Source organism: Hoeflea sp. AS60 (genome assembly GCF_038900115.1).
GTDB lineage: Bacteria > Pseudomonadota > Alphaproteobacteria > Rhizobiales > Rhizobiaceae > Hoeflea.
The window spans coordinates 208,431-222,619 of the sequence record NZ_JBBMQP010000003.1 but is presented as its reverse complement, the minus strand read 5'-3'; the positions used below and the strand labels follow the sequence as shown (position 1 = coordinate 222,619).

Here is a 14,189-nt window from a genome sequence, read left to right as displayed (position 1 = left end):
CCTCAGCCTTCATCCTTGTGATAGCGGCACCGCGCGGTAGCGGAAGTCTTCCATATCATCTTCAATGCGGCGCAACTCGGATTGCAACCGGCCGATGTCACGATCCATGCCGCGAATGTTGCGGCGATTGTCATCAATTCGCCGTTCCAGCGTGCGGCGGTCCTCTGAGCCCGCGCTTATCAGCTTCTCATCGTCGCGGATCTGTTGCTCCAGGCTGCGGATGCGCGATTCCAGCGAACTGATTTCGCGTTTCTTGCTGTAATGCACCCGCCCCAGCTCGTACCCTTCACGGAATCCTGCATCGAGATTGGCGGGGCAGACATTGCCATAGGAGTTGCCCTGACTGCCGACACTAAGACCATTGAGCGGTGTGCAGTAACGCGGTAGGCCCTGCTGATAACCCTGATACCAGGCGCTTTGGTCGGCGGCGACACCTGCCTTGGAGCAGGCCTTGACGTGGCGGGCAAAGCGGTCTTGCGGATTGTACCCGGCAGCCCCGTCCTGTTCCCCGATCACCCGCCAGTCGGCGACGGCGCATTCCTCTTTCGACAAGGTTTGGCATGACCCCAGCACGAGACACGCAAGAAGAACCAGAACAGAATACGATCTCATGCATTTTCCCCCGAAAGCAGACAGCCCGCGGAAATTAATAGCAATTTGACGTACCGTAGACAACCAAGGCAGAGGTCTGTCTGTGTGGTCGCAGGGGGGCTTGCATTCTCAGTGAGCGCGCAGACATGCTCACTTTAAAGTCAAAAAACCGACCGTCAAAAACGGCCGGTCTCTTGCAAGTCGACCCAAGGCAGTCGCGCAGGTTTACTCGGCGGCCTGCTTGGCCATCGGGTTGTTGGGGTGCGTCGTCCAGTTGGCGTAGTCATGGTCAATCGGCTTGCCGGTCCGCGGATCCGATCCCTCGGTCATCTCAACCATGGTGATGCAGTCATCGACCGGGCAGACATTGACGCAGAGATTGCAGCCGACGCATTCGTCGTCCATCACCTCGAAATGCCTGACTCCATCTACCATCGAGGTGATCGCCTGGTGCGACGTGTCCTCGCAGGCGATGTGGCAGCGGCCGCACTTGATGCAGAGGTCCTGATCGATCTTGGCCTTGGTGATGTAGTTGAGGTTGAGATACTGCCAGTCGGTCACATTCGGCACCGCGCGGCCCTGGAAGTCGGCGATGGTCTCGTAGCCCTTCTCGTCCATCCAGTCCGAGAGGCCCTGCGCCATTTCCTGCACGATCTTGAAGCCGTAGGTCATGGCCGCAGTGCAGACCTGCACCGTGCCGCAGCCAAGCGCAATGAATTCTGCCGCATCACGCCATGTCTGCACGCCGCCGATGCCGGAAATCGGCAGGCCGCGGGTTTCGGCGTCACGGGCGATTTCGGCCACCATGTTGAGCGCGATCGGCTTGACCGCAGGACCGCAATAGCCGCCATGCGAGCCCTTGCCGTCAATGGTGGGCATGGGCGCGAAATTGTCGAGATCGACCGAGACGATCGAAGAGATGGTGTTGATCAGTGAAACGGCATCCGCACCGCCGGCCTTGGCCGCGCGCGCAGGATAACGGATATCAGTAATGTTGGGCGTCAGCTTCACGATGACCGGCATCTTGGAATAGTGCTTGCACCATTCTGCGACCATCTGGATGTATTCGGGCACCTGCCCAACGGCTGCGCCCATGCCGCGTTCGCTCATGCCGTGCGGGCAGCCGAAATTGAGCTCGATGCCATCGGCCCCGGTGTCCTCGACACGCGGAAGGATCGCCTTCCAGCTTTCCTCCTCGCAGGGCACCATGATCGAGACGATCATTGCCCGGTCGGGCCAGCGTTTCTTGACTTCAGTGATCTCGCGCAGATTGACCTCGAGATCGCGGTCGGTGATCAGCTCGATATTGTTGAGACCGAGCAGCCTGCGGTCTGGCCCCCAGATGGCGCCATAGCGCGGACCGTTGACATTGACGACGGGAGGGCCTGCTTCGCCGAGCGTCTTCCAGACGACGCCGCCCCAGCCGGCCTCGAACGCGCGCTCGACATTGTAGGCCTTGTCTGTCGGCGGGGCCGAGGCGAGCCAGAATGGATTGGGTGATTTGATGCCAATGAAATTGGTGGAAAGGTCAGCCATGATATCTTTTCCTTCCTCAAGCCATCAGGGCTTTGTGAATGCTTTCAGCGGCGATCTTGCCATCTTCAACTGAGACCACGGTCAGGTCTTCGCCACCGGCAATGCAGTCCCCGCCTGCCCAGACTTTCTGATGCGAGGTTCGACGGTTTTCGTCGACGCTGATGCGGCCTTTCACCAACTCGATCGGCAGCCCTGCGAGCGGTCCGTCATCCGGCGTCTGACCGATGGCCTTGAACACCTGATCAGCTTCAATGGTCACCAGTTCTCCGGTGCCTACAAGCTTGCCGCCGGCGTCGAGTTCGGTCTTTTCCAGTGTAATCGAGCATACTGCGCCATCCGTGACCTCAAGACTTTTGGGCATCATCCAGTGGCGGATCGCGATGCCATGAGTCTGCGCCAGCTCCTGCTCATAGAGCGAGGCATTCATGTGCTCCTGGCCACGGCGATAAGTCACGGTGACTTCCTCCGCGCCAAGCAGCTTTGACTGCATGGCAGCGTCGATCGCGGTCATGCCGCCGCCGATGACGACAACACGGCGGCCCACTTCCAGCAGGGACAGATCATCTGCCTGACGCAGCACGCCGATGAAATCCACGGCATCAATGACGCCCGAGGCATCATCGCCCTCCACCCCAAGCGCGTTGACGCCTGGCAGTCCGACGCCGAGGAAGACGGCGTCGAAATCAGCAGTCAGCTGGTCCAGCTTGACGTCGCGGCCAAGCGCCTTGCCGTTCTCGATGGTGATGCCGCCGATTTCGAGAATGAAGTCGACCTCATCCTGGGCGAAGTCATTGGTCGTCTTGTAGGAGGCGATGCCATATTCGTTGAGCCCGCCAGCTTTCTCGCGCGCCTCGTAGACGGTGACGTCGTGCCCATGGGTTGCCAGACGGTGGGCGCAGGACAGTCCGGCCGGGCCGGCGCCGATGACGGCAACCTTCTTGCCGGTCGATGCTGCGCGGGTAAATGGATGGGGCTGTTCGCGTTCCATGAAGGTGTCGGTGGCGTAGCGCTGCAGCAGGCCGATCTTGACTGGCTTGCCTTCAGCGGTTTCGCGCACGCAGACTTCTTCGCAGAGCGTTTCGGTCGGACAGACGCGGGCGCACATGCCGCCCATGATGTTCTGCTCGAAGATTGTCTTTGCAGAGCCGACCGGGTTTGCTGCTTGGATCTTGCGGATGAACATCGGAATATCGATCGAGGTCGGGCACGCTGTCATGCACGGCGCATCGTAGCAGAAGTAGCAGCGATCCGCTTCGACAAACGCTTCATGCTGCGTCATCGGCGGATGGATGTCGGAAAAATTTTCAGTGTATTCGGCGCTGGAAAGACGGTTTGCCTTCACGTCGCTCGTCTCGGACACAGTCATCAGGACCCCTCTCGTTGCGAGAACCTCGTGCGGTCTTTTTGGGGCAACTCCTCAGCGCCCCACTGCCGCGATTTGGGAAGAATGAAACGGTTTTATCAAAAGGTCAATTTTTTTATCAGATGATAAAAAATTGACCTTTGGCCTCAACATTGCGCTTCGCTTGAAGTCCGGTAAATATGTCGCAAATCAAGGAGCTTGGCTGTGACAGACTACCCGATTACGGACTATGACGATGCCTACGCGAATGGCGCTCACATCGCTGGGGCTGCGGATTATCCACCAAGATGGACCGTGCTGGCGGCAGCTTTCCGCGACAAGTTGAGCGCAGCGGGGAGAGCCCGTCTTGATCTTGAATATGGACCAGCCTCAAGCAACCGGCTCGACCTGTTCCTGCCGGAGGGCTCTGCCAAGGGTCTCGCGGTGTTTGTGCATGGCGGATACTGGAAGGCTTTCGACAAATCCTACTGGTCACATCTGGCAACGGGACCGCTGGCGCACGGATTTGCGGTGGCGATGCCAAGCTACACTCTTTGTCCGGAAAACAGCATCTCCGGGATTGCCCGCGAGATTGCGGCAGCCGTGACCCTCGCGGCACAGGAAGTTGCTGGACCGATCAGGCTCACCGGCCATTCCGCTGGTGGACAACTGGTTACCCGCATGATCAGCGGTGTGCCGCTGCTGTCCGGGGAGGTCCTGGACCGTATCGCAGGCGTTACCTCGATCTCCGGTGTTCACGATCTCCGCCCGCTTATGCAGACCGAGATGAATGATTCATTGAAGCTCGATGCGGCCGAGGCGCAAACCGAAAGCCCCGCATTGCTGGCGCCGCTTGCGGCCATTCCGGTCACCGCCTGGGTCGGGGCCAGCGAACGGCCTGAATTCGTGCGTCAGAACCGGGCGCTCTACGAGATGTGGCGCGGCTTCGCGACGTCGATGCGTATGCATGAAGATGTCGGAAAGCACCATTTCGATGTCATTGACGGGCTTTCAGACCCTGACCATCCGTTGTGCCGGGCGTTTGTCGGATTTGAGGGCTGAAGACAGCCAAAGGCAAAGGGACAGGTGGAGCTTGCGCGATTAAAGTTTTGTTCATTGCAACAGCCTAGTTTTGTTGCAACAGCTTATGCACTGCGGCCATCAGGGCCGTCATACTTCCCGATCCCCGAATCCGGAAACAGCCATGACGCACTTCAGGGCCATGATGGGCCTCCTTGCATTGCTGGCGGCCCACGCCATGCCCTCGACAAGCGCAGCAGCTCGCGAGCTGTTGCCTGATCCTGCCTTTGCCAATTCAGCGTTCGTCGGAGAATGGTGGGCGACACAAAACATTCAGCTGGAGTACCAGGCAGGCGCGTTGTGTGGTCTGGTGGCGGGCGGAACGGCCCAGCCTTGGGATGCAATCGTCGGGTTCAACGGACTCAGTCTTGCACAAGGCGAGAGCTACCGTCTGTCGATCACAGTGTCCGGGGATCCGGGCGGACCGATGCGGGCCGTGGCGCAGAAGGCAGCCGAGCCCTGGACTGTTGAGGGCGAGATCGTACGTGGCCTGGGCCCCAGGCAACAAACATTGACCGAGGATTTTACCGCCGCTGAAACCCACGCGGAGGCTCAGCTGGTGTTTCAGCTTGGAGGCGCAGACAAGCCCTGGCGTTTCTGTCTGAATTCGGCCTCCTTGCAGACCGGCCAGGAGCAGCTTGCAAAGACCGCTTCCGATGCCACGTCGGCAATACGCGTCAATCAGCTGGCCTATTTTCCGGGCGGCCCGAAGCACGCTACCCTGGTGCGCTCGGATCCAACGCGGGTTCCGTGGCAGTTGCTTTCGGCTTCGGGCCAGACTGTTCTATCGGGAACCAGCAAGCCTCAAGGTTACAATGCATCCTCAGGGCTTGATGTGCACGTCATCGATTTTGGCGGTTACCGCGAAATCGGCGATGGTTACCGACTGGTGGTCGAGGGGGACACGAGCCCTCCGTTCTCGATTTCCGATACGGCTTATGGTGACCTGCGTGCCGATGCGCTGAGCTATTTCTACAAGGTGCGCAGCGGCATCGAGATCAAGGAGGAGTTTGCCGGAAAGGGCTATGGCCATCCGGCCGGACATCTGGGCAAGGCCCCAAACCGCGGCGATACATCAGTTGGTTGTGTCGACAGCCGCACAGCGCGCAAGGTCTACGGCGAGGATTGGGGCTGCGGCTACAAGCTCAATGTCGCCGGTGGCTGGTACGATGCGGGCGATTTTGGCAAATATGTCGTCAATGGCGGCATTGCTACCGCGCAGTTGCTTGGTGTCTACGAGAGGGCTCTCAATCACAACCGTCGATCCTCTCCGGCAGTTGGCGATGGGCTGGTTCGTATTCCCGAGGCCGGAAATGGAATTCCGGACATTCTGGATGAAGCGCGCTGGGAACTGGATTTCCTGATGTCGATGGTTGTCCCCGAAGGCGAACCCTACGCCGGGATGGCGCATCACAAGGTACACGGCGACCGCTGGCCGTCTGGGCCTATCCTGCCAAACCTGGATCCTGAGCTGCGCGTGCTACACCGGCCATCGACCGCAGCCACACTCAATCTGGCGGCGGCAGCAGCGCAGGGCGCGCGGTTGTTTGCGCGGTATGACCCGGCCTATTCGGATAAGCTGCTTTCGGCGGCGGTCAGCGCCTATCAGGCTGCGGAAGCCAACCCTGCGGTCTATGCGCCTTATAGCGACGGCACCATCGGTGGTGGCGACTACCAGGACGATGATGTCAGCGATGAATTCTACTGGGCCGCGTCAGAATTGTATCTGAGCACCGGAGACCAGGTCTGGCTTGATCGCGCGAAAGCCTCACCGCATTGGTCCGGCCCGGTTTTCCAGCCCAACGGATTTGACTGGCGCTCGGTCGCGGCGCTTGGCCGCCTCCAGCTCGCCACTGTTCCGTCCAAGCTGCCAAAGCGTGATCTGAAGGCGGTCCAGGTCTCAGTCAGAGAGGCAGCCGAGACTTATCTGGACGATCAGAGAAAAGAAGCATTTGGCTACATGTATAACACCGAGCGTTTTGGATGGGGGTCCAACCAGTCCCTGATCCAAAACATGATCGTCGTTGCCACAGCCTATGACATCACTGGCGATAAGCGCTATCTGCAGGCAGTTCGCGAAAGCATGGATTACATTCTGGGGCGGAATGCTCTGGGGATATCCTATGTCACCGGCTACGGAACAACCTACGCGCAGCGGCAATTTTCCTACATGTTTGCAGCCGCGACCGACCCATCCTATCCGGCCGTGCCCAAGGGTGCGCTTGCGGGCGGACCCAACAGCGGGCTCGCCGACGACTATGCCATCGGGAAACTGGAAGGCTGCGCACCGCAGGCCTGCTATATTGACGATCCACGGTCCTTCTCGACCAATGAAATTGCCATCAACTGGAATGCGCCCTTGAGCTGGATCGCTTCGTTTCTGGCCGATACGCCCTAGATCGTGCAGTATTAGCAAGATTGAATTCAACTGCATCTTAACACCGGAATGCTAGTTTCGGGACCACAGCTGGCCGGGAACATAGAGCCATGACCAAAATCGCATTTGTCGGCACCGGTTATGTCGCCGACTATTACATCACCACGCTTGCCAATTATCCCGAGCTCAAACTCGTCGGGGCGTGGGATCATGACGCGGACCGGCTCACGCAGTTTTGCCTTTTCCACGACATCTGGTCGTACGGATCGCTTGAGGAGTGTCTGGGTGATCATGAGACCACCATCATCATCAATCTTGCGTCGCCGGAAAGCCATTCTGAGCTCAATTGCGCGGCGCTGAATGCGGGCAAGCATGTCTATTGCGAAAAGCCGCTGGGCATGACGTTCGAGGAGGCGCACGCGGTGATTGAACTGGCGGAACGCAAGGGGCTGACTGTCTGTGGCGCCCCCGCCAACGGTCTTTCGGATGCGCAGCAAATGGTCGCCAGCCTGATTGAAGCCGGGCGGATCGGTGCGCCGCGGCTCGCCTATGCCGAGATGGAAGACGGGCCGGTGTTCAAGGACAACTGGATGGAATGGCGCTCGCGTTCAGGTGCAAAATGGCCTGGGCTGCACGAGTTTGAAGTCGGGTGCACGCTGGAGCACGCGGGGTATGGCCTGTCATGGCTGGTTTCGCTGTTTGGTGCAGTTGAAAAGGGGCAGGCTTTTTCCGCGCTGACGTTCCCTGACAAAGGGCCGGGTACTGCGAACCTTGAACTGGCGCCGGATTTTGCAGTCGGCTGCCTGTCTTTCCGCTCCGGTGTGACGGCGCGTCTGACCTGCGGCCTTGCCGCTCCGCGCGACCGGTCGCTGACGATTGTGGGGGAGGAAGGCACCATCGTGGTGCGGGATTTGTGGGATGATCGGTCACCGGTCCATCTGAGCAGGTTCGACGGAAAACGGCCATTACTGCAGCGCCTTGCGGGCCGGTTCGAACGCAAACGCGGCCAGGTATTGCCGCTCAGGCTGGTTCACGGCCGAGCGGTTGCCTATCCTGCTCCAGCAAAAGCCGGCAAGCTGGCCGCGTTCCCGTCGCAAATCGATTTCGCCCGTGGCATAGCCGTGATGGCGCAAGCTGTGTCTGCCGGGCAGGCTCCGTTCTTTTCAGGCAAACGAGCGCTGCATCTGACGGAACTGGCTTTGGCGATGAATGCTGGCGTGGGAGCGTTTGTTCCGAAGTCCGATTTTTAGAACGCAATGAACCGACTTAAATTACCGAGCGGTCGGGGGACTGGCGAGCGCTGCGTCAATGATGCGCAGCGTGGCGATTGTGTCGTGGAGGCTGTTGTCAGGCTCTTCGCTCAAGCCCTGCCGGATGGCGTTTGAGGCGGCTTCGATCTCGAATTGCAATCCACCGCCTTCAAATCTGAAATTGTGGCGGGTTCTGCCAGAAATCGGCAAATGCGTGAACATTTTCCGCCTCAGTCTGTCTGCCAGCTTGTTGCCCCCCGGCTGGGCCAGATCGGCGAGGCGGCGGGAAGGATAGATGGAGAAGCTGTGGGCCTTGATGAAGGGCGCAGCAATCACCAGCATGCCCTTGTCGCCTTCAATCAGCATCCGGTTCGTTCCATTGCGATCAAAGCCGCAGTGGATTTCGGCTTCCGTCCCGGCAAACCGCATGTACAGCGTTGCCGCCATATCAACACCGGATGGAGCTGCGCGCCAGTTCGCATCGATGCTGTCCGGCTCACCCAGAAAATAGCGTGCGAGGGATATTGGATAGACGCCCAGATCGTAAAGCGCGCCGCCACCCTGGGCCTTGTCGAAGAACCGGCTGGTCGGCTCGAAATCCTTCTTCCAGGCGATATCGGCCTCCAGTTTGCGCACGGTGCCGATCACGCCATCGCGAATGGCGGCGCGTACGGCCGCAATTGCGGGCAGGTAGCGGCTCCATAGAGCCTCCATCACGAAGCTGCCCTTGTCACTGGCGGCATGCTGAATTTCCAGGGCTTCATCGAGAACCGTTGTCATCGGTTTTTCGATCAGCACAGGCATGCCGGCGGCAATGCACTCGAGTGTTTGGGCATGATGTGCCGTGTTTGGCGTGGCGATATAAACCGCTTCGATGGCGTCAGAATTGATCATGGATGTCAGCGAGCCAAAGCCCGAGACACCGGAATGGCGGCTGGCAAAACCATTTGCTCTGGCGGCATCGCGGGAGCAGACAGCCGACAGGACAGCGCCGTGCGCCAGGGCAATGTCGGACGCGAATTGCTTGGCAATGCTCCCGGTTCCGGCGATGCCCCAGCGGATGGTTTTGTTCTGTGTCATGACTTGCTTATATGACAACGCTGATGAAAACACGGTAAAGGCCGGTCCTTGCCAGCGAAACTGTCCGGTTGAAGCTTGCCCTTCTCACCAGGGCAGTGGATTGCCGTTGTAGTCAAGGAAACCGCCGTTCTGGGCGGGCGTGAGGCCATCCAGGACTTCGATAAGGAGAGTTGCCGCTTGTGCCGGTTGCCGCACGTTCAGACCTGCCTTGGCAAAATCTGACGACAGTCCGGTGTCGACGGTTCCGGGATGCAGCGCCAAGCATATGGCTTCAGGTTTCCGGCGGGCCAGCTCTATGGCGGCCGTGTGGACAAGCTGATTGAGTGCGGCCTTGGAAGCGCGATAGCTGTACCAGCCGCCGAGTGCATTGTCGCTGATCGACCCCACCTTTGCCGACAGGGTGGCAAAGACCGCCTTGCCATCCCTGGCAAGCAATGGCAGGAAATGCTTCATCAGCAGCGCAGGTCCCATGGCGTTGACGGCAAAGGAATGGGCCATGTGCTCGGGGCTGATAGCGCTCAGGGATTTTTCCGGAGCAAAGCTGCTGCCATGCAGAAAACCGGTCGCGTCAAACACCAGCCGGAGATCCAATTCCTTCGCCTTGATGGCTTTCGCGGCCGCTATGATTGTCTGCTCGTCGAGCAGATCAATTCCAGGCTCGGTTCCGCGTGAATAGCCAACCACTTCGGCGAAGGTGCCAGACTGGCTCAGCGTGTCCACCATTGCTGCACCAATTCCACCGGTGCTGCCGATGACGACGGCCAGTCCGCCGCTTTTCAAATTTTGCATACCGGTGCTCCGTTCAGCCAGTTGACTGGCATGATTGCGTCACTGGGCGTGGCGGGTCATCACCATCATGTAGTCAGCCATGAACATACGGGCATCAGTGCCGACCATCACCATATGGTCAGGTCTTCCGTCAAAACAACGGGCGCGGCTCTGTGTGCCGCCGGGCTGAAACAAGGTCTGGCCGATGGCGGGTCCGTCAGTGACAACGGCGAGGGCGCCTTTCTGCAGGCGGAAGGCGCCGGGCACCGTCAGCCAGGACACGGCCATCACATCATGCGGCACGCAGCCGCCTATCCCCAGATGCGAGCGGTAAAACCGGGCGTAGAATTCCGCCATGGCAGCGAGAGGCGTTCCAAGGCCGGGGTTTTCCTTTGCCAGCGCCTGCATGAAGTCGGGTGTGAACACCACCGGCATGGTGCAATCCAGAGGCGCCAGAACAAGCGGCCAGCTTGCAGCCAATACCGCATCCGCGGCATGCGGGTCATTCCAGAAATTCGCTTCGGCAACTGGAGTGACGTTGCCGTTGTGATGCACAGCGCCACCCATGACGATGACGGCCTTGAGGCGGGCGACAACCTGCGGATCACGCTCAAGCAGCCTTGCCAGATTGGTCAGCGGCCCGACGGCGCAAATTGTGATTTCACCGGGAAACCGCTTCGTGGCCTCGATGATGTAATCAACCGCGTCCAGTGCATGCTTGGTTCTGGTGGATGGCGGTATGTCGACTTCGCCGAAGCCGTTTCTTCCATGAACCATGTAGCTTGGTTCGTTGGCGGGTATGGACAGCGGCGCCGCTTCGCCTTCTGCAACATCAGCGTCAGAGCCCCAGTGCTCGAGCAGAGCCAGCGCATTGCGGGTTGCCTCGTGTGTCCGGACATTGCCAAAGATGGTGGTCAGCGCCAGAAGTTCGAGGTCGGGATGAGCGATGGCATAGGCGATGGCCATGGCGTCATCGATTCCCGGATCAGTATCGATGATGATTTTGTGTTTCATGGCCAGCTCCTTCTTGCCTCAGCTCTCCAATGCCATGTCAAACTACCTGCCACAAGATGGCTTGTTTGCGACGTCAGGCCGGTGCAAGATTAGGTGTTCATTTTCGCCAACGACCGGCGGCATGGCAGGGATTTCCCTGCCGTCGCTTGACGGGCGTTGTCCTCGCCGGGTGACGCCCGTCAGATATAGCCGCGCGCGTGTTCCAGACGCGCCAGTGCTTGCAGTTCCGCCGGCTGATCCGGGCTGCCCTTTCAGAACGTGATCGGGTTTACTGCTGGGCTAACTCGAAGCGGGCCACTTTCCTTATCTGTACGCCGGAGTTCTTTGCCGATCCGGGCGGCCGGGTTTCTGCTTCCTGGCTGTCCGGGTGTCTCGTAACCCCATAAAATTGCTGGCGTTCTTAACGGCATATTAAATTAGTTGCTTCAAATATTGTCAAAAAGGAGACAACTATGGGCATTTGCAAAAGTCTATTCGCCGCGGCCGCCGTCTGTGTGATGGTATCACCTGTTTCTGCACAAACCGCCAAACCCGACATTCAGGGATTGATCACACCGTCAGTTATCGAAGATATGCGCGAGTGGATCGAAACCGATATCGTTCGTATCTCGGTTGGCGCTCAAAACGCCCGTCTGGCAAAGCAGACCCAGGATCAGATCGATGCGCTGGACAAGCAGTGGGTTGCCGAACGCGAAAGCGATGACAAGCCATTGATCGCAGCTACGCTGTCCAACCCGCTTTCGGTCTACCTAGCCCGTTTGCAGGGCAAGTCCCTTGGCCTTTACGCCGAAATCTTCGTGATGGACCAGAATGGTCTCAATGTCGGACAGAGTTCAATCACGGGCGATTACTGGCAGGGCGACGAAGCCAAGTTCCAGAAGACCTACGATGTCTCGGGCGACGCTCTTTTCATTGACGATCCCGAATGGGACGAAGACAACAAGATCTGGCGCGGACAAGTCAGCTTCACATTGACAGATGCTGAAAAGAAAATCGGTGCCGTGACAATGGAAGTCAACCTGACGGAACTGCAACGCCGTTCATCACCCGGTGCATGATGCATTGAATTCAAGCAGTGTCGTGATCTCTTGTAGAATCCAAGTCACGACTTCTGACACACAACAGGACGTTTATCATGCTTAAGAACATATCAGTCAGCACCAAGGGTTTTGCGGCCTTCGCAATTCTCGCCTTCATTGCGATTGGCGCGTCAGGGTATATTTATACTCGATCCATAACGGCCACGGAACTGGTTGAGCGCAGCCAGACCATGGGAGAGTTGTTGAACGAGACAGCTCAGCTGAGTGATCATGTCAATCAGGCCAACCTGGAACTGAAGAATTTCCTGCTGACCGGCAATCGTGATTTTGTCACGGCCTACAACGGCGTCAGCGCGGAAATCGATACGCAGTTCTCTGTCCTGGAAACTCTCTATTCGGCAAACGCAGCTGAAGAAATGCCTTTGCTGAATGAAGCCAAGGGCGTGATCACTGAATGGCGCAGTTCCCTCGTTGATCGGCAGATCATGCTGATGCGTGATCCGATGACTGTCGAACTGGCCCGCGTGCTGGAATTGACCGGAGAGGGCGCCAAGCTGCTCGGTGATTTTGGGTCCAAGATCAGTGCGGTGAGTTCAGATATCCAGAAACTTACCGACATTGCGTCAGTGGATCAGAAAGCTGCTCTTTCATCGGTTGAATTCATCAGCCTTGCGGCTGCAATCGTTGTGGCGCTGATAGCTGCCCTCATGGGCTTTCTGAACTTCCAGCTCGTCTCCCGTCCGCTGAGCAAGCTTGCTGACGCGACGGCGCGGCTCGCAAATGGTGAACTCGACGTCACCATTGAAAAGGGCGGCAAGGACGAAATCGGCAAGATGTCTGAAGCCATGCAGGTCTTCCGCGAAGCCGGTATTGCAAACCAGCGTCTGCAGGCCGAAGCCGAACAGAATCGCAAGCAGGCCGAAACCGACCGCATCGAGGCTCAGGAAAAAGCTGAAGCGGACGCTGCTGCGCGCCTGAAAATTGCCACCTCGGGTCTGGCAACTGGTCTGCAGCGCCTTGCCGCTGGTGACCTTTCGTTCCAGCTCACAGAAGCCTTCGCACCAGACTTTGAAGCACTGCGGCATGACTTCAACCAGTCGGTCAGGCAGTTGAGCTCGACGATGGGATCCATCACCGAAAGTGTGTCGATGATGGAAACTGGAACCCGGGAAATTGCAAACGGCACGGATGATCTGGCAAAGCGCACAGAACGTCAGGCTGCAGCACTTGAGGAAACGGCGGCGGCTGTCGAAGAAATCACCGCCAACGTCCAGAACTCGACCCAGCGGACAGAAGAAGCACGCGGCGTCGCCTCGCAGGCCAATTCGTCGGCCGTCCAGTCTTCGCAGGTCGTCGGCCAGGCCGAGGACGCGATGCGCCGCATCGAAGAGAGCTCGAAGCAGATCTCGAACATCATCAGCGTGATCGACGAGATTGCCTTCCAGACCAACCTGCTGGCACTCAACGCCGGTGTCGAGGCCGCCCGCGCTGGCGAAGCCGGCAAGGGCTTCGCAGTGGTCGCTCAGGAAGTGCGCGAGCTTGCCCAGCGTTCAGCCAATGCCGCCAAGGAAATCAAGGAGCTCATTCACAACTCCTCGACCGAAGTTTCCAGCGGTGTTGACCTTGTCCGCAAGGCAAGTGAAGCGCTTCGCACCATCGGTGGCTTCATCACCGAGATGAACACCCATATGGACGCGATCGCGATTTCGGCCAAGGAACAGTCCACCGGCCTGTCGGAAGTCAATCAGGCGGTCAACTCGATGGACCAGACAACCCAGCAGAACGCTGCGATGGTGGAAGAATCCAACGCGGCATCCGCTGAGCTGGCTGTCGAAGCCGGAAAGCTTCGCGAATTGATCTCGCAGTTCACGATCGATGGTTCGGCATCGGCGCAATCGAGCGCCCTGCGTGCAACAGCGCGGACCATGGCGCAGCCGGCAGCACGCCAGCCTGCAGCTCGTCAGCAAGCGGCTGCCAAGACTTCGCAGCCACAGATGCGCAGCCAGGGCAATGCTGCTGTTGCCCAGGATAGCTGGGAAGAATTCTGAGCTGCTTGAGCCCTATACGAATTCGCCCAGACACCAAAAAGCCCGCCTCTCAGGAGGCGGGCT

11 protein-coding genes are annotated in these 14,189 nt (G+C 58.7%); 5 read left to right on the top strand and 6 right to left on the bottom strand.

Annotation, left to right across the window (positions count from 1 at the left end; translation table 11 throughout):
* Window positions 1-9: 9 nt before the first annotated feature.
* The 3 genes from WNZ14_RS20175 to WNZ14_RS20165 form a co-directional block, all read right to left on the bottom strand.
* Window positions 10-612, bottom strand: a complete 603-nt coding sequence (locus tag WNZ14_RS20175; RefSeq protein ID WP_342870478.1) for a DUF2799 domain-containing protein — start codon at window positions 610-612, stop codon at window positions 10-12.
* Between the two features lie 204 nt (window positions 613-816).
* A complete protein-coding gene (gene preA, locus WNZ14_RS20170; protein WP_342870477.1) occupies window positions 817-2,127 on the bottom strand; it encodes an NAD-dependent dihydropyrimidine dehydrogenase subunit PreA in 1,311 nt (436 codons plus the stop codon).
* A 16-nt stretch (window positions 2,128-2,143) separates the two neighbouring features.
* Window positions 2,144-3,493, bottom strand: coding sequence for an NAD(P)-dependent oxidoreductase (locus tag WNZ14_RS20165; RefSeq protein ID WP_342870476.1), 1,350 nt, complete (start codon window positions 3,491-3,493; stop codon window positions 2,144-2,146).
* 201 nt (window positions 3,494-3,694) lie between these two features.
* On the opposite strand from WNZ14_RS20165, the gene WNZ14_RS20160 reads away from it, so the two are divergent.
* The 3 genes from WNZ14_RS20160 (at window position 3,695) to WNZ14_RS20150 (ending at window position 8,176) form a co-directional block, all read left to right on the top strand.
* Window positions 3,695-4,531 (top strand): alpha/beta hydrolase, encoded by an 837-nt coding sequence (locus WNZ14_RS20160; protein WP_342870475.1) that lies wholly within the window; start codon window positions 3,695-3,697, stop codon window positions 4,529-4,531.
* A gap of 142 nt (window positions 4,532-4,673) precedes the next feature.
* Window positions 4,674-6,947 carry a glycoside hydrolase family 9 protein gene (locus WNZ14_RS20155; RefSeq protein ID WP_342870474.1) on the top strand — a complete coding sequence of 758 codons (2,274 nt, stop codon included), beginning with the start codon at window positions 4,674-4,676 and terminating at the stop codon, window positions 6,945-6,947.
* Window positions 6,948-7,036: 89 nt separating this feature from the next.
* On the top strand, window positions 7,037-8,176 hold the full coding sequence (locus tag WNZ14_RS20150) for a Gfo/Idh/MocA family oxidoreductase (RefSeq protein ID WP_342870473.1): 1,140 nt from the start codon (window positions 7,037-7,039) through the stop codon (window positions 8,174-8,176).
* A 21-nt stretch (window positions 8,177-8,197) separates the two neighbouring features.
* Here WNZ14_RS20150 and WNZ14_RS20145 read toward each other — a convergent pair whose 3' ends face one another.
* The 3 genes from WNZ14_RS20145 to WNZ14_RS20135 all read right to left on the bottom strand — a co-directional run bounded on the left by WNZ14_RS20145 (window position 8,198) and on the right by WNZ14_RS20135 (window position 11,038).
* Complete coding sequence (locus WNZ14_RS20145) at window positions 8,198-9,256, bottom strand: Gfo/Idh/MocA family oxidoreductase (RefSeq protein ID WP_342870472.1); 1,059 nt, start codon at window positions 9,254-9,256, stop codon at window positions 8,198-8,200.
* Between the two features lie 84 nt (window positions 9,257-9,340).
* Window positions 9,341-10,045 carry an SDR family NAD(P)-dependent oxidoreductase gene (locus tag WNZ14_RS20140; RefSeq protein WP_342870471.1) on the bottom strand — a complete coding sequence of 235 codons (705 nt, stop codon included), beginning with the start codon at window positions 10,043-10,045 and terminating at the stop codon, window positions 9,341-9,343.
* A 39-nt stretch (window positions 10,046-10,084) separates the two neighbouring features.
* The gene (locus tag WNZ14_RS20135) at window positions 10,085-11,038 is read right to left on the bottom strand and encodes a nucleoside hydrolase (RefSeq protein ID WP_342870470.1); all 954 of its coding nucleotides are present in this window, start codon (window positions 11,036-11,038) and stop codon (window positions 10,085-10,087) included.
* Window positions 11,039-11,490: 452 nt separating this feature from the next.
* Between WNZ14_RS20135 and WNZ14_RS20130 the strand changes: the two genes are divergently transcribed.
* Window positions 11,491-12,096, top strand: a complete 606-nt coding sequence (locus WNZ14_RS20130; protein ID WP_342870469.1) for a hypothetical protein — start codon at window positions 11,491-11,493, stop codon at window positions 12,094-12,096.
* 77 nt (window positions 12,097-12,173) lie between these two features.
* Window positions 12,174-14,126 carry a methyl-accepting chemotaxis protein gene (locus WNZ14_RS20125; protein ID WP_342870468.1) on the top strand — a complete coding sequence of 651 codons (1,953 nt, stop codon included), beginning with the start codon at window positions 12,174-12,176 and terminating at the stop codon, window positions 14,124-14,126.
* Window positions 14,127-14,189: the final 63 nt, after the last annotated feature.

Bases quoted from the DNA above. Each gene is read 5' to 3' on its own strand.
- WNZ14_RS20150 (WP_342870473.1), top strand. From the start codon at position 7,037: ATGACCAAAATCGCATTTGTCGGCACCGGTTATGTCGCCGACTATTAC.
- WNZ14_RS20125 (WP_342870468.1), top strand. From the start codon at position 12,174: ATGCTTAAGAACATATCAGTCAGCACCAAGGGTTTTGCGGCCTTCGCA.
- WNZ14_RS20145 (WP_342870472.1), bottom strand. From the start codon at position 9,256: ATGACACAGAACAAAACCATCCGCTGGGGCATCGCCGGAACCGGGAGC.
- WNZ14_RS20175 (WP_342870478.1), bottom strand. From the start codon at position 612: ATGAGATCGTATTCTGTTCTGGTTCTTCTTGCGTGTCTCGTGCTGGGG.
- WNZ14_RS20155 (WP_342870474.1), top strand. From the start codon at position 4,674: ATGACGCACTTCAGGGCCATGATGGGCCTCCTTGCATTGCTGGCGGCC.
- preA (WP_342870477.1), bottom strand. From the start codon at position 2,127: ATGGCTGACCTTTCCACCAATTTCATTGGCATCAAATCACCCAATCCA.
- WNZ14_RS20140 (WP_342870471.1), bottom strand. From the start codon at position 10,045: ATGCAAAATTTGAAAAGCGGCGGACTGGCCGTCGTCATCGGCAGCACC.
- WNZ14_RS20130 (WP_342870469.1), top strand. From the start codon at position 11,491: ATGGGCATTTGCAAAAGTCTATTCGCCGCGGCCGCCGTCTGTGTGATG.
- WNZ14_RS20165 (WP_342870476.1), bottom strand. From the start codon at position 3,493: ATGACTGTGTCCGAGACGAGCGACGTGAAGGCAAACCGTCTTTCCAGC.
- WNZ14_RS20135 (WP_342870470.1), bottom strand. From the start codon at position 11,038: ATGAAACACAAAATCATCATCGATACTGATCCGGGAATCGATGACGCC.